Annotated in this window: 18 protein-coding genes; 10 read left to right on the top strand and 8 right to left on the bottom strand. The window is 63.0% G+C overall.

Annotated features, from left to right (window positions below; all coding sequences use genetic code 11):
- The first annotated feature begins 3 nt into the window (after window positions 1-3).
- The 3 genes from CLU94_RS07815 to CLU94_RS07800 all read left to right on the top strand — a co-directional run bounded on the left by CLU94_RS07815 (window position 4) and on the right by CLU94_RS07800 (window position 2207).
- The gene (locus CLU94_RS07815; protein WP_099665223.1) at window positions 4-921 is read left to right on the top strand and encodes an SDR family oxidoreductase; all 918 of its coding nucleotides are present in this window, start codon (window positions 4-6) and stop codon (window positions 919-921) included.
- Window positions 922-1004: 83 nt separating this feature from the next.
- Entirely contained in the window at window positions 1005-1265 is a 261-nt protein-coding gene (locus tag CLU94_RS07810) for a hypothetical protein (protein WP_034759943.1), read from the top strand.
- A 702-nt stretch (window positions 1266-1967) separates the two neighbouring features.
- Entirely contained in the window at window positions 1968-2207 is a 240-nt protein-coding gene (locus tag CLU94_RS07800) for a hypothetical protein (RefSeq protein WP_029496207.1), read from the top strand.
- A gap of 87 nt (window positions 2208-2294) precedes the next feature.
- On the opposite strand, the gene CLU94_RS07795 is transcribed toward CLU94_RS07800, so the two are convergent.
- From CLU94_RS07795 to CLU94_RS07785, 3 genes are all read right to left on the bottom strand, one after another.
- Window positions 2295-3011 (bottom strand): glycine-rich domain-containing protein, encoded by a 717-nt coding sequence (locus CLU94_RS07795; protein WP_099665221.1) that lies wholly within the window; start codon window positions 3009-3011, stop codon window positions 2295-2297.
- Between the two features lie 189 nt (window positions 3012-3200).
- Window positions 3201-5060: a CHASE domain-containing protein gene (locus CLU94_RS07790; protein ID WP_257218718.1), complete on the bottom strand. Its 1860-nt coding sequence runs from the start codon at window positions 5058-5060 to the stop codon at window positions 3201-3203.
- Window positions 5061-5261: 201 nt separating this feature from the next.
- Window positions 5262-7028, bottom strand: a complete 1767-nt coding sequence (locus tag CLU94_RS07785) for a glutamine--tRNA ligase/YqeY domain fusion protein (RefSeq protein ID WP_099665220.1) — start codon at window positions 7026-7028, stop codon at window positions 5262-5264.
- Window positions 7029-7189: 161 nt separating this feature from the next.
- On the opposite strand from CLU94_RS07785, the gene CLU94_RS07780 reads away from it, so the two are divergent.
- The 4 genes from CLU94_RS07780 (at window position 7190) to CLU94_RS07765 (ending at window position 9783) form a co-directional block, all read left to right on the top strand.
- A complete protein-coding gene (locus tag CLU94_RS07780; RefSeq protein WP_010395442.1) occupies window positions 7190-7483 on the top strand; it encodes a DnaJ domain-containing protein in 294 nt (97 codons plus the stop codon).
- Between the two features lie 105 nt (window positions 7484-7588).
- Window positions 7589-8101, top strand: coding sequence for a hypothetical protein (locus CLU94_RS07775; RefSeq protein WP_034781751.1), 513 nt, complete (start codon window positions 7589-7591; stop codon window positions 8099-8101).
- Entirely contained in the window at window positions 8091-8891 is an 801-nt protein-coding gene (locus CLU94_RS07770; protein WP_034781755.1) for a hypothetical protein, read from the top strand. The genes CLU94_RS07775 and CLU94_RS07770 overlap by 11 nt, the downstream gene beginning before the upstream one ends.
- A 19-nt stretch (window positions 8892-8910) precedes the next feature.
- Window positions 8911-9783: a hypothetical protein gene (locus tag CLU94_RS07765; RefSeq protein ID WP_077400518.1), complete on the top strand. Its 873-nt coding sequence runs from the start codon at window positions 8911-8913 to the stop codon at window positions 9781-9783.
- A gap of 28 nt (window positions 9784-9811) precedes the next feature.
- Here CLU94_RS07765 and CLU94_RS07760 read toward each other — a convergent pair whose 3' ends face one another.
- On the bottom strand, window positions 9812-10714 hold the full coding sequence (locus CLU94_RS07760; protein ID WP_077400521.1) for a LysR family transcriptional regulator: 903 nt from the start codon (window positions 10712-10714) through the stop codon (window positions 9812-9814).
- A gap of 107 nt (window positions 10715-10821) precedes the next feature.
- Here CLU94_RS07760 and CLU94_RS07755 point away from each other — a divergent pair, with 107 nt between their 5' ends.
- Window positions 10822-12096: an MFS transporter gene (locus tag CLU94_RS07755; RefSeq protein WP_257218717.1), complete on the top strand. Its 1275-nt coding sequence runs from the start codon at window positions 10822-10824 to the stop codon at window positions 12094-12096.
- 4 nt (window positions 12097-12100) lie between these two features.
- On the opposite strand, the gene CLU94_RS07750 is transcribed toward CLU94_RS07755, so the two are convergent.
- Window positions 12101-12745 (bottom strand): hypothetical protein, encoded by a 645-nt coding sequence (locus CLU94_RS07750; protein ID WP_143451370.1) that lies wholly within the window; start codon window positions 12743-12745, stop codon window positions 12101-12103.
- Between the two features lie 176 nt (window positions 12746-12921).
- Between CLU94_RS07750 and CLU94_RS07745 the strand changes: the two genes are divergently transcribed.
- Window positions 12922-13248 (top strand): hypothetical protein, encoded by a 327-nt coding sequence (locus CLU94_RS07745; RefSeq protein WP_070257487.1) that lies wholly within the window; start codon window positions 12922-12924, stop codon window positions 13246-13248.
- A gap of 5 nt (window positions 13249-13253) precedes the next feature.
- Here the strand turns inward: CLU94_RS07745 and CLU94_RS07740 are convergent, their stop codons facing one another.
- The gene (locus CLU94_RS07740; RefSeq protein WP_099665218.1) at window positions 13254-14111 is read right to left on the bottom strand and encodes a LytR/AlgR family response regulator transcription factor; all 858 of its coding nucleotides are present in this window, start codon (window positions 14109-14111) and stop codon (window positions 13254-13256) included.
- Window positions 14108-15226 carry a sensor histidine kinase gene (locus CLU94_RS07735; protein WP_099665217.1) on the bottom strand — a complete coding sequence of 373 codons (1119 nt, stop codon included), beginning with the start codon at window positions 15224-15226 and terminating at the stop codon, window positions 14108-14110. Before CLU94_RS07735 ends, CLU94_RS07740 begins: the two co-directional genes overlap by 4 nt.
- Before the next feature lie 197 nt (window positions 15227-15423).
- Here CLU94_RS07735 and ugpQ point away from each other — a divergent pair, with 197 nt between their 5' ends.
- Window positions 15424-16167, top strand: coding sequence for a glycerophosphodiester phosphodiesterase (gene ugpQ, locus CLU94_RS07730; protein ID WP_099665216.1), 744 nt, complete (start codon window positions 15424-15426; stop codon window positions 16165-16167).
- Window positions 16168-16282: 115 nt separating this feature from the next.
- On the opposite strand, the gene CLU94_RS07725 is transcribed toward ugpQ, so the two are convergent.
- On the bottom strand, window positions 16283-18340 hold the full coding sequence (locus CLU94_RS07725; protein WP_180278613.1) for a TonB-dependent receptor domain-containing protein: 2058 nt from the start codon (window positions 18338-18340) through the stop codon (window positions 16283-16285).
- Window positions 18341-18347 lie beyond the last annotated feature (7 nt).

Raw genomic sequence — 18347 nt, 5'->3', positions numbered from 1 at the left:
GAGATGAAAAATATGTTAATGCACTCTTTGCGCAAGCCGTCAGGCTTGCCGCGCTTGCTGATCCTGGGCTGCGGCGACGTCGGCATGCGGCTGCTGCCCCTGCTGCGCGCGCGCTTTCGCGTCTTTGCCGTCACCAGCCAGCCGGCGCGCTGCGCGCAGTTGCGGGCGGCCGGCGCCGTGCCCATCGTGGCCAACCTCGACGAGCGCGCCAGCCTGAAACGGCTGGCGGGACTGGCGACGATGGTCGTGCACCTGGCGCCGCCCATGTCGTCGGGCTTGCTGGACCGGCGCACGCGCAATCTGGTCGCCATTTTACCCGAGCATGCACGCATGGTGTATGTGAGCACCAGCGGCGTGTATGGCGATTGCGGCGGCGCCTGGGTCGATGAGACGCGGCCGACGGCGCCGGCGAATGCGCGCGCGAAGCGGCGCGTGGACGCCGAACAGGTCTTGCGCGGCTGGGGCGCGCGCCGCGGCGCCAGCGTGGCCATCCTGCGCGTGCCGGGCATTTATGCGCAAGACCGCCTGCCGCTGAAGCGCTTGCGCGAAGGCACGCCGGCCCTGGAAGCCAGCGACGATGTGTACACCAACCATATCCATGCCGATGACCTGGCGCGCGTCATCGAACGGGCCTTGTGGCGGGGCAAGCCGGGACGCGTGTATCACGCCAGCGATGACAGCGAACTCAGGATGGCCGAGTATTTCGATGCCGTGGCCGATACGTTCGGCTTGCCGCGCCCGCCGCGCCTGCCGCGGGCCGAGCTGCGGCAAGTGGTCACGCCGATGCTGCTGTCGTTCATGTCCGAATCGCGCCGCCTGCACAATACCCGCCTCAAGCGCGAGCTGGGCGTGCGCCTGCGCTACGCGCGCGTGGCCGATGCCTTGCAGGCGATGGCAGCCGATGGCGCCGGCATCGGGTAAAATGGCCGGTTATCTGCGCACTTTGCTGGGCCGGCGCGCAGCGCGCCGTTCCCGCGCTGCGCCACTCACTTAAGGACTACAGCATGAGCACCCTCACTTACGAAGAATACCTGGACGAGGTCACCACCGTCCTGACGGAACTGTACGACCTCGACGACGAGGCCGCCATCAAGCTCGTCGTGGCCGCGCAGGACGCCGAATTTTTTGTCCCGCACGATGCGCATGAGGAAATGCGTACCGTCGAACAAGCCAAGAAAGATGCGGTCACCTTGTTCGAGCGCAAGCAGAATCGCCAGCAAACGCAGGAAAAGCAGCAGCAGCGCGTGCGCCAGCAAAAGAAATAAGAATATGGGCCTGGCCGCTGGGGCCATGGCGCAGTACGGGTCTCGGCGCAACACCGGGGCCGTGACCTTTGACGCAGCGCAAACGCGTCATGGCGCGCTGGCGATATGGTGAGCAATGTCGTCACGCGTCTGGGCTCTTGTGGCGGGCTCTGCATAGCGTGACGCTGTTTCCCGTCAGCAGGAGCGAGCCATGCGAGCTACGAGTCACCCCAGCAAGGAACAGGTACGCGCTTACATGCGCCGTCGCGAACGTGCGCTGCAGCCGCCGCCGCCGCCCGATGAAATCCGCCGGCAACTGGCCTGGTGCCGCGTGGATGCCGTTCCGGGTACGTGCCCGCTTGCCACCCCGGCCGGCGTGGCCGCGGAAGGCTGGCATCTATCTGCCGAAATGGCGCGCCTGAGCGCCCTCATGGCCATAGCTTGGCTCATGCATAGCGGTGTTGCTCATCGTAAAAATTGATGACTTGCAGCAAATTTTTCCAATTTGAGTTATCCTCTAGCACATTCCAAGTGCGTCAATTCTCTTCAATTATCACAATTTTGCGTTAAGTTACGCAAAAATCAACAATAGCGTGTATTATATTGTTTGCGGCGTAAAAGCCGCATAAGTGATGGCGCTTTTTAGTGTGTTTACCCTGAATTATTGCAGAAGAGACATTCGGTTTCTTTTTGCTCTAATACAACAAGTACGGATTTTCGATCATGTCTCTCAAACAAATTACCTCTTTGCCTACCTACAACCCGAATCGCGTCCTCGATGCGATCATCGACAAGCTGCAACTGAAAAACGATGCCGCCTTGTCGCGAGCCCTGGAAGTGGCGCCACCGGTCATCAGCAAGATTCGTCACAATACCTTGCCGATCGGCGCCACGATCCTCATCCGCATGCATGAAATCAGCGATTTCAGCATTCGTGAACTGCGCGAGTTGATGGCTGCCTAAGAGCGCCTGACAGACGGCAAACTGAGAGGTGCCGTCTGGGTACGTCAGGCTTGCCGCGTGCGGCAGCCACATCTGTTTTCCGCTTTTCTATTGCGGGTCGCGGTTCAGCACCGGACGATCGACATAGAAGCGCCCCATTTCCAGGCCAGTCGAGGACGACTTGACCACCGCTGCGGCCAGTGAGGCAGGGGCGCTGGAAAATGCGGTGTTGGCAGCCCCGGTCGCGCGGCCCGAATACGCCGTCGCCTGCACTGCCGCACTGGAAAACGCCGTTTGCACGGCCCGGCCCGAGTAAGCCGTCGCTTGCACCGCCGCACTGGAAAACGCCGTTTGCACGGCGCGGCCGGAGTAAGCCGTCTCCTGCACCGCACGTCCCGAATACGCCGCCTGTACGGCGCGCCCCGAATACGCGGTTTCAGCGCGGATATAATCTTCCCCGAACGTTTGTTCATACAACTGCTTCATGCGCTCGCCCACGCGATGGTGCGCCGCTTCGTCGTCCTCGCCGCGCAAGCCGATGTAGGGGAAGTGATGGAGGAAGTAGCCGAACACCTGTTCGCAGTCGGCCGCATATTTCAGGGTATCGAGGATGTGGTAGTGCCAGAAGGTATCGACGTCCATCAGGGGCGCCGTCTCTTCTTGCGGAAACTGTTTCATCAGGATCAGGAAGCGGCGGTATTCGAATTCCACCGCGTTGGCCTTCTCCAGACTCCATCCTTCGCCTGACTCCCGGTGCATCAGTTTGACCTTGATCGCGTCCAAATTCAAATCGGCAATAGCCTTGAAACTGTCGTTCGTATCCATGAATGTCCTTTGGTAAAGAGCGTTGTGGGAAATACGGTGAAACAAGGGAAAGCGGCGCGTGCGTACTCCTGGCAAGTAGTCAAGGAATGCCTTGCCCATGGCGGGCAGGCGCTAAGTTGTTCTACATCAATATTGCATCTTATTACGAAATATGCAAGCTGAGCTTGATTCATGCGGGGCGCGTGCCGGTCAGCCGCTGGCCCGGCTTTCTTCCTCGTAGGGAAACGCGGTGGCGTCCGCGCCCAGCGGCACGCTGACGTGCACGCTCATGCCGGCGCCGGGGCTGCTTTCGATGTAAAAAGTGCCACCTAGCAACTTGATGCGTTCTTCTATCCCCACCAGGCCAAACGAGCCGAGCTTGTTGCGCCCGTCGATGGCCGCGCCCACGCCGTTGTCGCTGACGCTCATCGACACCGTATCGCGGCATTTTTCCAGCTTGACCTGCACGCGGCTGGCATTCGCATGCTGGGAAATATTGCTGAGCGACTCTTGCAGGATGCGGAACAGGGCCGTCGCGCATTGGTCGCTGAGGCAAATGTCGTCATGGCTTTCGCTCACTTCGCAGGCGATGCCCGTGCGCTGGCGAAATTGCGCCACCTGCCATTCGACGGCCGCATTCACGCCCAGGTCCAGCACGGTAGGGCGCAAGTCGTTGATGATCTGCCGCACACTCTTGATGGTGGCGTCGATCTGTTCCAGGGTCGAACGGGCGCGGGCGTTCAGGCGCGGGTGGCGGCGCTGCGTGCGCGAGGCCAGCATGTCGGCGTCGATGCGCAGGACCAGCAGATTCTGTCCCAGGTCGTCGTGAATCTCGCGCGCGATGCGCTTGCGCTCTTCTTCCTTGATCTGGTCGGCGTGCGCGGCCAGGCGGCGCAGTTTCTGGTGCGACAGTTGCAATCGGATCTGGCTGGCGCGCAATTCCTCCGTCATGCCCGTCGCCATCTGGATGGCGCGCCGGCGCGACGACGCCAGGGTATGGAACAGCACGTACAGCAGCATGGTGCTGGCAAAGCCGATCAGCAGGGCCAGCCACGGCAGGAAGGCGTCGAAGCGCGAATACAGGTCGCTCTTGCGCACGCTGAACAGCGCTTGCCAGGCGCGGCCATTGTGCTCGATCAGCAGCGTGCTGCTCAGGTAGCGGCCCGAACTGCCGGGCTGCCACCATGGCGCATGCATGCCCGCCGCCGTGCTGTCGAAGATGGGGCGCATGTCGTGCGGCAACTGCAGCGGCACGTCCCGCTGTTGCAGCGCCTGCGGGCCGATATCGAACAGGGTCAGGCGGACGTTGCGTACCGGCATGTCGGCCAGCGCGCTGCGCATCATCGTCACCAGGTCGTAGCCGATGCCGACGGACCCCTGGTAAGCGGCGCGCCTCTGCTCCACCGTCTCGACGGGCATGCCGAAGCGGTACACGGGCAGGCGCATGGCCATGCCCGTCAGCTGAGGACGGCCGTCCATCGGCACGGGCACGCCGGAATTGCTGATGTGGCCGGAATCGCGCGACTGCGCCAGCGCTTCGGCGATCTGCGGGCGCGAGGCGATGTCGTAGCCATACTTTTCCGGGGCGCTGGCGATCGGCTCGATGTATACGAGCACGGAATACTGGGCGCGCGGGCCGGGCGGGTGGATGGCAAACGCCGGATAGCCGTCGCGCCCGGGCGGATAGTCGCGCCGCATGGCCGCTTCATAAGCGGCGCGCTGCGTCTCGTCGAGTTCCTGGCTGTAATTGAGATTCATCACGCCCGGATAGTTCTGTTGCAGGGCGATGTTGGCCACGTAGCGGTGGAATTGCTCGCGGCTCACGTGTTCGTTGGCCTGGAACAGGCTGGCCGTGCCGCGCAGCAGGTTGGCATACGACTTGGTGCGCGATTCGATGTTTTTCTGGGTGTTGCGCGCCAGATTGTTGAATTGTTCGCTGGCATCGCTTTCGATCGACAGCGAAGCGGCCATGTAGAACAGCAGGCCCACCATCGTCGACACGACAAAGCCGAACAGCCACAGCGGTCTTTTTTCAGCAGCTAAGGGGTGTTCGCCGGCAGTAGAAGACATCGCCATCCGCATCAGGAAGAGGAATCGGGTGCCGCCTGTGTGGTGGTGGCTGTACTCAGTTGCACAAGGACTATCGAAATTGCAAATTGCTCAATAGCTGCCTAATATACAAAACTATCGTGAATATAGTCAACAGGCAATATTTCTCTTTGAAACGAAAAAAAACCGCCGCAGCGGTTTTTTTCGTGTGCCGTCCAGCCCTTATTTGGCGGGCTGCCAGCTGTCTTTCAGGGTGACGATGCGGTTGAAGACGGGCTTGCCCGGCTGGCTGTCGACCCGGTCGGCCGCAAAATAGCCGTGGCGTTCGAACTGGAAGCGCTGTTCCGGCTGGGCCAGTTCCGCGCCCGGTTCCAGCCACGCTTGCACCACTTCCTTGGCCAGCGGATTCAGGGCCAGCTTGAAGTCCTTGCCGCCCGCGTCCGGCTGCGGGTCCGTAAACAGGCGGTCGTACAGGCGTACTTCGGCGGGAATGGCCGTCGGCGCGCTGACCCAGTGCATATTGCCCTTGACCTTGTAATTGGCGCTGCCTTCCGTGCCCGACTTGCTGTCCGGGAAGTAGGTGCAATGCACGGCGATGACCTTGCCGTCCGTATCCTTGTCAAAGCCCGTGCACTCGATCACGTAGCCGTAGCGCAAGCGAACCTTGCTGCCCGGCTTGTCGTCGATCGGCGGATACAGGCGGAAATAGCCCTTGTTCGGCACTTCCATGAAGTCGTCTTCCTCGATCCACAGCTCGCGCGAGATGGGGAAGGTGCGCAAGCCGCGCTCCGGGAAGTGCGGGTGCACGGGCGCCGTGCATTCCACGCTGTCGTTTTCAGGGAAGTTGTCGATGATCAGTTTCAACGGACGCAGCACGGCCACCGAACGGGGCGCCTTCGGGTCCAGGTCTTCGCGCAAACAGCCTTCGAGCACGCTGTAGTCGATCCAGCCGTCGGATTTCGTCACGCCCGTGCGTTCGCACATCAATTGAATCGCTTCCGGCGTGTAGCCGCGGCGGCGCATGCCCACCAGGGTCGGCATGCGCGGGTCGTCCCAGCCGTCGACGATTTTTTCTTCCACCAGCTGGCGCAGCTTGCGCTTGCTGGTGACGATGTAGGTCAGGTTCAGGCGCGAGAATTCGAACTGGTGCGGCACCGGTTGCTGGAAGAAGCCGCCGGCCGACAGGGTTTCCAGCAGCCAGTCGTAGAATGGGCGGTGGTCCTGGAATTCCAGGGTGCAGATCGAATGCGTGATGTTTTCCAGCGCGTCCGAGATCGGGTGCGTGTAGTCGTACATCGGATAGATGCACCAGGCGTCGCCCGTGCGGTGGTGGTGCGCATGGCGGATGCGGTAGATGGCCGGGTCGCGCAAGTTCATGTTCGGCGAACTCATGGCATCTTCGCTCATCTTCGCGCGCAGGATGTGTTCGCCATCCTTGAACTGGCCCGCCTTCATGGCGCGGAACAGGGCCAGCGATTCGTCGCGCGGACGGTCGCGGAACGGCGAATTCTTGCCCGCCTGGCCGAAATTGCCCCGGTTGGCGGCCATGTCTTCGGCGCTCTGGCTGTCCACATAGGCTAAGCCGGCCGTGATCAGGTACTCGGCCATCGCGTACAACTGGTCGAAATAGTCGCTCGCGTAATGCAGGTGGCTCTGGCCATCGGCCTGCTTCGGTTCCCAGTCAAAGCCCAGCCATTTCACGCTGTCCATGATGGTGTCGACGTATTCCTGCTCTTCCTTTGCCGGGTTGGTGTCGTCGAAACGCAGGTTGCACTGGCCGGCGTAATCGCGCGCCAGGCCGAAGTTGACGCAGATCGACTTGGCGTGGCCCACGTGCAGGTAGCCGTTCGGCTCCGGCGGGAAACGCGTGATCACCTGGGGCAGGCCGGGACGCACATGGGCGCCGGCAGCCAGGTCGGCTTCGATGATGTTACGCAAGAAATTGGGCGCCAGCGCCGGCGCGGCGTTATTCGGTTTATCGTTGCTCATTGATCAATGCGGAAGAGTGACAGTAAAAAGCATTTTACCGTACCGCAAGCGCTTTATAAGCACGTATTTGCCCCCATTTCCCGGCATGCAAGCGACGCGGACGCCGTTCTATAGGATAATTCGCCTTTAATTAGTAGAAAAACGTGACCCCGGAGCCTTTTATGGAAAATTTATATAACGTCCTCGGTGTCGCGCCCAATGCCAGCGACGATGAAATCAAGAAGGTTTACCGTTCGCTGGCCATGCGCTTCCACCCCGACCGCAACCAGGCCCCCGGCGCCGAGGCGCGCTTCAAGAGCGTCACCAAGGCGTATGAAATCCTGGCCGACCCGGCCAAGCGCGCCGAATACGACCAGAGCGTGAACCACCGCATCATCATCGATCCGGAAGCGGAAGCCTATGCCCTGTGGTGCGGCGTGTTCCGCCTGCATGGCACCGTCCTACCGGCAGATTAAGCCTGCTGGCGGCTGTCCGGCCAGCCTGAATGATTTGAAAAACAACAAACAATGGTGCTTTTGCTTTTAAGTAAAAGTGCCGCGCACCACATTGGAAAGCACAGCATGAGAAGAGTACACCCTGAATTCGCGTATCAGTCGCGCGAGCTGGAAGGCCAGATCGAAGGCATCCTCGGCGACCCGCCGAACCGCAAGAACTACAAAAGCATGGTCGATGCGCTGGTCGGTGAATACGCGAGCGGCGGCGGCATCGAAGACGTGAACATGCTGGCCTTCGCGCTGGTCGACCACATCACCTTCAGCGACCCGAAGGGCTTGCTGGCCGAAAGCGAAGACTACGAATTCGGCGATACGGCCCGCGTGTTTTCCATGGCCGCCTGCGCCGCGCCGGAAGCGGCCAAGATGTACGCCGCCATCGAGGAAAGCTTCCCCGACCTGGCGCGCCAGGCCATCATCACGGCCTTCCTGCACAAGAATCCCCGCCTGTGGGACGACGACGACCAGTCGCTCGACCAGCTGGCCGCCAATGACGACGGCGACGACGAGCACGATGAAGACGAAGCGACCGACGATTTCGCCCAGATGTTTGACCAGGATGGAGATGACCATGGCCGATAATGACAAGCAAAATGCGGATCAAAAGAGCAATCTTCCCGCGCTGACGAAACAGGTCACGGAGCTGGTGCTGTCCGGTTCGCTGGGCCACGCCGAGCAGGCGTTTGCCGACGCGGCCGACCAGTACGGCGATCTTGCCGTGGTGGAAGTGCTGAATGCCATCCCGCCGCAAGTGACGGCCCTGCACCTGGCCGGCTTCGATGGCGGCAAGATGTCGCTGGCGACCTTGCTGGTACCGCCGAAAGCCTGGGCCGACAGCCTGGCCTTCATCGCCGCCACCTGGAGCGACGACCAGATCGAGGATGATCCGGAACGCATCGCCGAAGCGCTGTTCGCGCACATCCACGGCGTGGTGTTTTCCACCGACGACGCCGAGCGCCGCCGCGAGCTGCTGCTCGAAGCGTCCGCTACCGACTGGGGCGCGACGGCGTTCGCCATCCTGTTCTCGATGGCGCCGAAGGAAATCCTCGAAGTGGCGGGCGAAATCGTCATCAAGGGACCGTACGTGACGGGCGTGACCTCGTCCGACAACGACGTCGTGCCGCTGGCCATTGAGCTGGCGCAAGCGAATGAAGACGGCTGGGACCGTTCGCTGTTCGAACTGTTCCCCGATTTCCGCCACAGCGCCGACCTGGCCGACGCGGAATACTCGGACGACCCGGACGAAGAGCCGACCATGTTGCAGCGCAGTACCAAGGAATTGCTGTACCGCCTGCGCAAGCAAGTGCCGAGCACGCGCAGCGCGCCGCGTTCCAGCACGCGCCGCAGCCTGGGCACGGGCATTTTCTCTTGATGAAAGCAGGGAACGTCTAATGCTGCCAGCAATTGTTGTAGAGAATCTTCCGCGCCTGGTGCGCGCCATCAAACTGTTGCCGGGCGACCCGCGCGAAGACGCGGCCCTGAACCTGGCCGATGAATTGACGGGCATCACGGCCATGGTGGCCGAGAAGTTCACGAATGAACGCACGGCCGACGGCATCCAGAAAGCGCTGTACCTGACGGTGGGCGGCGTGTCCTTGGGCCTGGAGCAGGCCGTCACGCATGAAGGCGACCAGGCCGCGCTCGATTTCCTCGTCGAGCACGGCGCCGAGCACGCGTTCCAGGTGGGCTTTCGCCTGATCAAGGAATTGTCGCAGCTGCCGGAAGACGCCCTCGTCGGTGAATACGACCAGGACCCCGTCTACCTGCAGCGGCGCCTGCGCGAGCTGTTCATCGATATTTGCCAGGCCGACCCGAACCAGAACTGGGCCGGCTATGAAAAGTATGCGTTGCAGTTGCAACAGCGCAAGGAAGTGCAAGCCGTCGTGCGCCTGGCCGGCTGGCTGCGCCGCCACCACGACAATGGCCCCGTCAGCGACAGCGACTTGAATGCCGAGGGCGTCATCGCCCTGGCCATCATCTTCGCCATCGAAGGCGGCGGGCGCGTCATCGCGCGCACGGGGCAGAAGGAGTTCGAGCGCTTCGTGCGTTCCGTGCGCAAGAACAAGCCCGACTTCGAGGAAGGCTGGGCCGCCCTGGTGGCCAAGGTGCCCGTGCAGCATCACCCGGTGTTGCTCGACCGCATCGCTTCGTACCGCCGCAGCTGCACCGTCGTGCATAAAATCCTCACGCGGGCCAGCATGAAGAGCCTGTTCGAGGACCTGGAAAACTATGCGGGTTCGGAGCTGGACGCCGACTACTCGTAATGCAGTACGTGGGCCGGCGCCTGCCGGCCTACGCTCCCCCTTCCAGCGCCGCTTCCTCGGCCAGTTTCACGAATGCCGCCACCAGCGGCGACGTTTCTTCTTCCCTTTGCGCCAGTAACAGACTGGTCGTCGCCTGCGGGTCGTCGATCGGGCGGTAGCACACGCCATCCATGCGGATGCGGTCGAACGAGGCGGGCAGCACGGAAATGCCGCAGCCGGCCGCCACCAGGCCGATGATGGTCGACGCCTCGCCCGCTTCCTGCGCCACCTGGGGCACGAAGCCGGCCGCCTTGCACAGGCGAAAGATCTGCGGATAAATCCCCGTGCCCGCATCCTTGGGATACATGACAAAACCTTCGCCCGCCATGTCGGCAATCGCGATGGCCTCCTTGGCCGCCAGCGCGTGGGCGACGGGCAGCACGAGGAACAGCGGGTCCTGGCGCAGTTGCGTCAGCTTGATATCGGAGGGGTACGTCGTTTCCGGCGGGCGCACGAAACCCAGGTCCATGGTCCGCCCCGAGATCGCTTCCAGTTGATGCAATGTTGCCATCTCGTGCAGGGTCAATGTGACGTGCGGAAAGAGCTGGCGGTAGCGGTTGATGACGGTGGCGAAATACGGCGTGAACGGCGTGGAAAAGGTAAAACCGATGCGCAATTCGCCCGCTTCGCCCCGCTGGGCCCGGCGCGCCGTCACGGCCGCCTGTTCCGACAGGGCCAGGATGCGCCGCGCATCGTCGAGGAACAGCGTGCCCGCCTGCGTCAGCCGCACGGAGCGCTTGTTGCGCTCGAACAACTGCGCGCCCAATTCCGCTTCCAGCGCCTGGATTTGCTGGCTCAGCGGCGGCTGGCCGATGTGCAGGCGCTCGGCCGCGCGCGTGAAGTGCAACTCCTCGGCGACGGCGACAAAATAACGCAGGTGGCGCAGTTCCATATTCGTCCAGTAATCGTTTTAAAGTATGAGTTGGGCCTTAAATATATATTGGACGATATGAGTTGGCAATCCTAAGATGAAGACTCGCTTCTTTCACGAACACGGCCATGTCTGATTCATCGCTCGCTTATGCCTCCGCCGCCACGCCGGCGCTTTCGCCTGCCGCTCCCGCTCCCCGCACGGCCATCGCCAAGGGTTCCATCGAATTCAAGCGCAGCAACCGCGCGCTGTTCTTTGGCGGCTTTTCCACCTTCAGCTTGCTGTACTGCATCCAGCCCCTGTTCCCGCTGCTGTCGCACCAGTTCCATCTGACGCCGGCGCAAAGCAGCTGGTCCCTGTCCGTGTCGAGCGGCTTGCTGGCCATCTCGCTGGTGCTGCTGAGCGCCGTGTCGGACAGGGTGGGACGCAAGCCGCTGATGGTGGCGTCGATGTTTTCCGCCGCAATATTGACCATTTTGTCCGCGTTCGCGCAGGATTATGCGCAGTTGCTGGCGATCCGCGCCGCGCTGGGCGTGGCCTTGGGCGGCATGCCGGCCGTGGCCATGGCGTATCTGGGCGAGGAAATCGAAGGGCCGTCGCTGGGCCTGTCGATGGGACTGTATATCGCCGGCAGCGCGTTTGGCGGCATGTCGGGGCGGCTGGTGGCGTCCATGCTCAGCGATTTCCTGTCGTGGCGCTGGGCCCTGGGCGTGCTGGGCGTGGCCGGCGTGCTGGCGGCGGCGGAATTCTGGCGCAGCCTGCCCGCGTCGAAGAACTTCGTGCCCAGCACCAAGGGCTGGAATGCCTTGCCGCATGCCATCAAGCAGCATTTTTCGGATAAGGGCTTGCCGTGGCTGTTCTGCCTGGCCTTCGTGCTGATGGGCTGTTTCGTCAGCCTGTATAACTACATCGGCTACCGCCTGCTGGCCGCGCCCTTCGGCTTGCGCCAGAGCACGGTCGGCTTGCTGGCCTTCTTGTATCTGATCGGCATCTTCAGTTCCGTCTGGGCGGGCCGCCTGGTGGACCGCCTGGGGCGCCGGGGCGTGCTGTGGATCATGCTGTCGGTGATGCTGTCCGGCATTGTATTGACCCTGTTCGACTCGCTGCCGCTGATCGTCATCGGCATGGCGCTGGCCACGTTCGGCTTCTTCGCCTCGCACTCGATCGCCAGCAGCTGGGTCAGCCGCCGCGCCCGCGCGCCGCAGGCGCTGGCCTCGGCCTTTTATTTGCTGTTCTATTACCTGGGTTCCAGCCTGATCGGGTCTGCCTCGGGCATGATGTGGGGCTTCGACGGCTGGACGGGCGTGGTCGTCATGCTGGGCCTGTGCCTGGGCGGCGGCGTGCTGATCGCCTTGCGCCTGCGCCATTTGCAGCCGCTGGGCGCGCGCGAAGCCGTGGGCTGAGCGGTTATTTGGGGCAGTTGCCGATCATCGTTTCCCCCTGCTTGCCGGCGCGCGTGGTCACGCACAAGGTGCCCAGCGCGCTGGTGATTTTATAGGTGCGGCTGCCCTTGGCCTCGTTCGCGCCCACTTCCTCGATTTTTGAGGCCTCGTACCATTTCGGCGGCACGGCCGCGTAGGCCTCGGCAAATCCCTGCTGCATGCGCTTGAAACCCGTGTCGTCGAATTTCTCCCCACCCCGTTGCGGGAATTCCTTGCGCAGCTCCTTGTCGATCTTGCCTACGTCGCGCTTGGCTTGCGCCAGGATGTCGGCCGCGCTGGGCGGCGCGACGAGCGTGATCGCTTCCGGCATTGCCGGCGCCGGCGCCTGTTCGGTGGCGGGAGCGGGCAAGGGGCGGCTGACGCGCGTCGGTACGGGCAGGCGCGGCGGGCGTGCGGCGGCCGGTTTTGCGTCGGGCAACGGTACGGGGACCGGCTTGGGCGGCGCCGGGAGCGTGTGGCGCAGCCAGGTGATGGCCGGGCCTTGCGGCAAGTGTTCATCCATGACGGCGCGGGGCCGCGACTGCAAGACGATATACGCAAAGCCAAGGTGCAGCAGGACGATCAGCAGCAGGCCGGGAGCACGGCGGGGCAGGGTAGTTGGCGAGGTCATGGAGGGCATGGTGGTTCAGGTACGTCAATGTATCTGAAGGATTTGATAATTATCTAAAATGTCACCAGTGCTTACAAAAAAGTGCCACATGGAAATTTCGATGCCATGGCGGCTGGCGGGGAACCCTGCGCCAGTCTGGTGATCCAACCCGGACACCACGCGAACAGGAGATCATCATGATGCAAGTAAAGGAAGTGGCACGGCGCTTTGGCGCCATTGAACATGCGATCGGCCAGGCGGCCCAGCTGTGCGGCAAGCAGCAGGGCATGCCGATGGACTTGAAGGATTGCATAAACCAGCTGGACCAGCAAAAGAACGCCGTGCGGCAAGCCATCGACACGCAGGACGATGCGCGCATCCGGCAAGCCGTCGACCAGATGGAATCGCTGGGCGACCGCGCCAAGCGGGCATGCGGCACGGCGGCCAGCGTGACGCCGGAAATGAAGAGCGCCGTGCTCAAGGTGCATGATGAATTATCGGACCTGAAGCACCAGCTGCATTAGGCGTGCTACATCTGGCGGAACAAATGGGCATATAAAGGGCTGACGCGCAGTTGCGCCGGATGCTGGCGCAGGGTCAGCGACAGCTTGCCGGCCTCGTCGCGCACGGCCGTGGCGATGGCGCTGGCGTTGACGATGGTGCCCCGGTGGATTTGCCAGAATTGTTGCGGGTCCAGCTGGGGCAGCAACTCTTTCAGGCTCGTGCGTATCAGCGCTTCGCTGTCCTGGCACACGACGTTGATGTATTTGTCCAGCGCTTCGAAATACACGACATCGGCCAGGGCGATCATGCGCACGCTGTTGCCGACGGCGGCCCGTATCATTTGCAGGCGCGGCGCTGGCGGCAGCATGGCTTGCAACTGGCTCAGCAGGCGGGCCATGTTGCCGTCGCTGGCGGATTCGGCTGCCGACGTCGCTGGCGTTGGGCTTGCCGTAGCTGTAGCGTTGCCGTTGCCGCCAGCGCTGTCGCGCAAGCGTTGCTGCAGGCGTTCCACCGTCTTGCCCAGGCGCGCATCGTTGACGGGCTTTAAGACGTAATCGGCGGCCGCGTGTTCGAAGGCGGCCAGCGCATATTCGTCGTAGGCGGTGACAAACACGATGTGGGGGAAAGGCACGCCGTCCGGCCACTGTTCCGCCAGTTCCTCGGCCGCTTCCAGGCCCGTCTTGCCCGGCATCTTGATGTCGAGAAATAATATGTCGGGTTGCAGCGCCAGGCCTTGCCGCAAGGCTTCCACGCCGTTGGGGCAAGTGGCAACGATGTCGAGCTCCGGCCACAGCCGTTGCAAGGCGTGTGCGAGGGCGGCGGCGAGGATGGGTTCGTCTTCGGCGATCAGGGCGCGCGGCGCGCGTGGGGTATGTGGACTCATGCGAGGTGGCTCGTGATGGTGGGTGGAAGGGGAAGTGTCAGGCGGGCGGTCGCGCCTGCCGGATGGTTGGCGGTCAGCGACAGGCTGGCGGCATCTCCATGCATGCCGTGCAGGCGTTCGCGGATATTCGCCACGCCCAGGTGGGTACCCTTGGTCTGGCCCGGATGGTCGAGGCCCAGGCCATCGTCGCTGACGGTGAGCAGCAGCACGCCAGCGTCCGTGGATGCCTGCACGTGGATGTGTCCGCCTTCTATCTTCGGTTCCAGGCCGTGCTGGATGGCGTTTTCCACCAGCGGTTGCAGCAGCATGGGGGGCACCTTGATCTGGCGCAAAGTGTCGGGCAAGTCCAGCGTAAAGTGCAGGCGCGCACCCATGCGTATCGACATCAGGCCCAGGTAGGCTTGCATCAAGGAAAATTCCTGCTCCAGGGTGGTGGACCCGGCACGCGAGGAAGAGAGGGTGGCGCGCAGATACTGGATCAGCTGGTCGAGCAGCAACTGGGCGCGCTCCGGGTCAAAGCTGATCAGGCCCTGCAGGTTGGCCAGGGTGTTGAACAGCATGTGCGGCTCGATCTGCGCCTGCAGCAGCTGCAGCTGGGCTTGCATAGCCTGGCGCGCCACGGATTCGGCGCGGGCTTTTTCCTGGGCGGCTTCCATTTGCAGGCGGGCAATTTTTTCGCGGCTGGAGAAGAACAGCACGGCGCCGCCCGTGGCCAGCAGGGTGAATACGAGCGTGCTGATCATCTGGGTAGGCAGCAGGCTTTCGAAGCCGCCCACGTCCACGCCCGTCAGCCAGCTGAACAGGGTCAGGCCCAGCATTTGCGCCACGGGCACGGAAATGAGGATGATGAGCATGAAAGGCAGGAATTTCGGCCGCTGGCCTTCGCCCCACAGGGTCAGGCGCATGCCGTCGATCAGCAAGAAGGCGATCGTGCCGATGCACATCGAGGCGATCAGGTTTTGCCCGAAATGGCTGCCCGGATTGAGGATGAAGGTAATGACCAGCGCGCAAATCACGTTCAGCGCCAGCGCATAGCGCGCGTCGGGCAGCATGCGGTAGTACGGAGACCTGGCCTTGGCTGCTGGGGCTGCGGCGGATGGAGCGTCGGTTTTCATGGTGGTGTCTGCTGGTAGCGATGGGGCATTGTGTGCCAGCGCAAGCCTGGGCGCAACCGGGCTGCGACGAAACGGGGCTGGCGCGCCGCCATTCGCGGCGGAGGATCGCCAAACGGGGCCGCTTTACTTTTCAGGGCAGGCACGCAATAGTATGGCAAGACAGTCCATATCCATGGAATTGCTATAAAGGAAGCATCATGTGGCCTTATCCACGCACCCTGGCGCATCGCGGCGGCGGCACCCTGGCGCCTGAAAACACCCTGGCCGCCCTGCGCTGCGGCCTGGCCTACGGCTACCGCGCCGTGGAATTCGACGTCATGCTGGCGTCCGATGGCGTGCCCGTCGTCGTGCACGACCCCGAACTGGGCCGCACCGTGGCCGGCAGTGGGCTTGTCAACGACTACACGGCCGCGCAGCTGGGGGCGATGGAGGCGGGCGCCTGGTTCGGCCCCGCTTTCGCGGGCGAAGGCGTGCCCACCTTCGCCGCCGTGGTGGATTACTGCAAGGCGCAGCGCATCTGGATGAATATCGAAATCAAGCCGGCGCCCGGCTTCGACGTGCCGACGGGCAAGACCGTGGCGCTGGCCACGCGCGATCATTTTTCGAAGGAAATTGCTGCAGGGGAATTATTGCCGCTGCTATCGTCGTTCAGCATTGCGGCGCTGGAGGCGGCGCGCCAGGCGGCCCCGGAACTGGCGCGCGGCTGGCTGGTCGAACAGATACCGGATGGCTGGGCGCGGACGGCCCGCGAACTGGGCGTGGTGGCGCTGCATTGCGACCACCAGCAGCTGACGCCGGAGTTGGCGGCTGCCGTGAAGGAAGAGGGATTGGGATTGTTTTGCTACACCGTCAACACCCCCGAGCGGGCCAGCGAGCTGCTGGCCTGGGGTGTGGACGGGTTTTGTACGGACAGGATCGATCTGATCGGAGCGACGGAATAATGCGATGCATACTCAGCGGAAATCCGGGGTCAGTCCCTTCGGGAGTGGAATTTTCCCCATTGGAAAAAATTCCCCCGGACGGGGCTGACCCCAGCAGTTGCCGTCTAGTCAAACATTAAAAGGTGATACGCATGCCGACCGTCAAGTTGCGCCCCGTCAAAGGCGCCGCATTCTTGATGAACGAGGTGTGGCTGTACGCCAGTTCATTCGTCAGGTTGTTCGCCTTGATGTAGAACTGGGCCGGCGTCGTGCCGATGCGCGTGTCGTAGTTGGCGGACAGGTTCAGCATGTTGTAGCCCGGCGTGGCCGTTTCGAACGCTGCCACTTTATCCTGCTTGCCCACGCGGTAGAACTCGGCCACGCCGCTCCATGCCTGCCAGTTGGCGTCGACCTTCACGCCCACGCGCTGGGCCGGGATGCGCGGCAGGTTGCCTCCGCCGTCGGCCAGCTTGGCCCGCACGTAGTCGCCGAACACGCTGGCGCCGAACATGGGGTTCAATTGCTGGCGGATCTGGCCTTCCACGCCCGTGAAGGTCGCGTCGCGCTGGGCGTACTGGATCAGCTGGAAGCCTTCGTGGCTGTCCAGCGTGCTGCCGAAGATGTAATTGTCCACCTTGTTGCGGTAGGCGCTGGCCGAGAAGGTCGTGGCGCCCGCGTATTTGCGCAAGGTCAAGTCGATATTGTTCGACGTTTCCTTGCCCAGGTTTTGATTGCCCAGCTCATACGTGGCCGTCGCCATGTGCACGCCGTGCGCATACAGTTCCTCGGCGCTGGGCAAACGGTGCGTGCGGGAAATGGTCGAACCGAGCGAATACTGCGGCGCGAATTTCCACACGGCGCCCAGCGAGATGGACGTGCCCTTGGCGCTGCGGTCTTGCAGGGTGGCGCTGTCGACCGTGATGTCTTGCCATTCGTGGCGCAAGCCCGCTTCGAAGCGCCATTGGTCGAGCTTGTATTCCTCGACCAGGAAGGCCGCGTGTTTCTTCGTTACCGTCGGCGCCACGTACGCTTCTTCGCCCAGGGCGGAGAAATCGCGCTTCGACGTTTGCAGGCCGACCACGCCGCGCCAGCCGAAGACGGGATGGTGTTCCATTTCCAGGCGCGCATCGTGGCCCTTGTTCTTGAAGGTGGTGGCGATTTCCGTGCCTTCGATTTCATCGTGCTTGTAATCGGTGAACGAAGCGCGCAGGCGCAGCTTGGCGAAGCCGGGCACGGGGTCGCGCAATTCGCCGCGCACGTCCCAGCGCTCGCTCTTCAGCTTCACGTACGGCACGCTTTCATGCTCGTGATCGTGGTCGTGTTCCTCTTCATCGCCATGGCCGTGGCCTTCGTGGCCGCCGCAATGCAGGTGCGTGCCGTGCGGGTGGCAGCTTTCGAATTCGTGGTTGTGGCCAGGCAAACCGTATTCCGCATGCTGGCTCGTGAAGGCCAGGCCCAGGAAGCCGCGCTGTCCCACCCACGACACGCCCACGCTGCCCGTGTCCGTCTTGTTGTAGCTGCCGCCTACTTTCGAGCCGCCTTCCCAGCCGCTGCCGACCTTGTATTCCTTCGCGTCGCGCTTGACGCCTTCCGCGTGGAAGGCGATGTTGCCGGAGCCGCCAGTCACTTCAAAGGCGCCCGCCTTTTCGCGCGCGGCCGAGTTGGCGCGCACTTCCGCGCTTCCTTCAAAACCTTTCGCTGGCACGCGCGTGGGGATTTTCTTGTCGATCACATTGACCACGCCGCCGACGGCGCCGCCGCCGTAGGCCAGCGCGGACGGGCCGCGCAAGACTTCGATCTGTTCCGACAGCATCGGTTCGGCCGCGACGGCATGATCGGGGCTGATGGTCGACGCGTCCTGCACTTCCGCGCCATCGGACAGCACTTTCACGCGCGGGCCATCCATGCCGCGGATGATGGGACGGCTGGCGCCGGCGCCGAAATGGCTGGACGTGATGCCCGGCTGGCCGGCCAGGGTTTCGCCCAGGGTCGCTTCGCGGGCGCGCACCAGTTCCTCGCCTTCGAGCACGGTGACGGGCGTGCTCATGTCGTCGCTGCCCAGGGCCAGGGCACTGGCCGAGACGGTCACGGCGGGCAAGGTTGTCGCTTGCTGCGCCAGGGCGCTGGCAGGGGCGGCAAAGGCCAGCATGATGGCCAGCGCGAGGGGAGTGGGTTGGTGAGGACGGACGGACATGGGCAAG

Origin of the sequence: Janthinobacterium sp. 13, assembly GCF_002749695.1 — a bacterium.
GTDB classification, from domain to species: domain Bacteria; phylum Pseudomonadota; class Gammaproteobacteria; order Burkholderiales; family Burkholderiaceae_D; genus Janthinobacterium; species Janthinobacterium kumbetense.
Note: the sequence above shows the minus strand (reverse complement) of the source record. Positions and strands in the feature narration are given on the sequence as shown.

What these genes read in the sequence shown, in the direction of transcription:
- CLU94_RS07800 (WP_029496207.1), top strand. Translation starts at nt 1,968, where the DNA reads ATGTCTCTCAAACAAATTACCTCTTTGCCTACCTACAACCCGAATCGC.
- CLU94_RS07795 (WP_099665221.1), bottom strand. Translation starts at nt 3,011, where the DNA reads ATGGATACGAACGACAGTTTCAAGGCTATTGCCGATTTGAATTTGGAC.
- CLU94_RS07810 (WP_034759943.1), top strand. Translation starts at nt 1,005, where the DNA reads ATGAGCACCCTCACTTACGAAGAATACCTGGACGAGGTCACCACCGTC.
- CLU94_RS07735 (WP_099665217.1), bottom strand. Translation starts at nt 15,226, where the DNA reads ATGAAAACCGACGCTCCATCCGCCGCAGCCCCAGCAGCCAAGGCCAGG.
- CLU94_RS07780 (WP_010395442.1), top strand. Translation starts at nt 7,190, where the DNA reads ATGGAAAATTTATATAACGTCCTCGGTGTCGCGCCCAATGCCAGCGAC.
- CLU94_RS07770 (WP_034781755.1), top strand. Translation starts at nt 8,091, where the DNA reads ATGGCCGATAATGACAAGCAAAATGCGGATCAAAAGAGCAATCTTCCC.
- CLU94_RS07785 (WP_099665220.1), bottom strand. Translation starts at nt 7,028, where the DNA reads ATGAGCAACGATAAACCGAATAACGCCGCGCCGGCGCTGGCGCCCAAT.
- CLU94_RS07745 (WP_070257487.1), top strand. Translation starts at nt 12,922, where the DNA reads ATGATGCAAGTAAAGGAAGTGGCACGGCGCTTTGGCGCCATTGAACAT.
- CLU94_RS07740 (WP_099665218.1), bottom strand. Translation starts at nt 14,111, where the DNA reads ATGAGTCCACATACCCCACGCGCGCCGCGCGCCCTGATCGCCGAAGAC.
- CLU94_RS07815 (WP_099665223.1), top strand. Translation starts at nt 4, where the DNA reads ATGAAAAATATGTTAATGCACTCTTTGCGCAAGCCGTCAGGCTTGCCG.
- CLU94_RS07725 (WP_180278613.1), bottom strand. Translation starts at nt 18,340, where the DNA reads ATGTCCGTCCGTCCTCACCAACCCACTCCCCTCGCGCTGGCCATCATG.
- CLU94_RS07750 (WP_143451370.1), bottom strand. Translation starts at nt 12,745, where the DNA reads ATGACCTCGCCAACTACCCTGCCCCGCCGTGCTCCCGGCCTGCTGCTG.
- CLU94_RS07760 (WP_077400521.1), bottom strand. Translation starts at nt 10,714, where the DNA reads ATGGAACTGCGCCACCTGCGTTATTTTGTCGCCGTCGCCGAGGAGTTG.
- CLU94_RS07755 (WP_257218717.1), top strand. Translation starts at nt 10,822, where the DNA reads ATGTCTGATTCATCGCTCGCTTATGCCTCCGCCGCCACGCCGGCGCTT.
- CLU94_RS07775 (WP_034781751.1), top strand. Translation starts at nt 7,589, where the DNA reads ATGAGAAGAGTACACCCTGAATTCGCGTATCAGTCGCGCGAGCTGGAA.
- CLU94_RS07790 (WP_257218718.1), bottom strand. Translation starts at nt 5,060, where the DNA reads ATGTCTTCTACTGCCGGCGAACACCCCTTAGCTGCTGAAAAAAGACCG.
- ugpQ (WP_099665216.1), top strand. Translation starts at nt 15,424, where the DNA reads ATGTGGCCTTATCCACGCACCCTGGCGCATCGCGGCGGCGGCACCCTG.
- CLU94_RS07765 (WP_077400518.1), top strand. Translation starts at nt 8,911, where the DNA reads ATGCTGCCAGCAATTGTTGTAGAGAATCTTCCGCGCCTGGTGCGCGCC.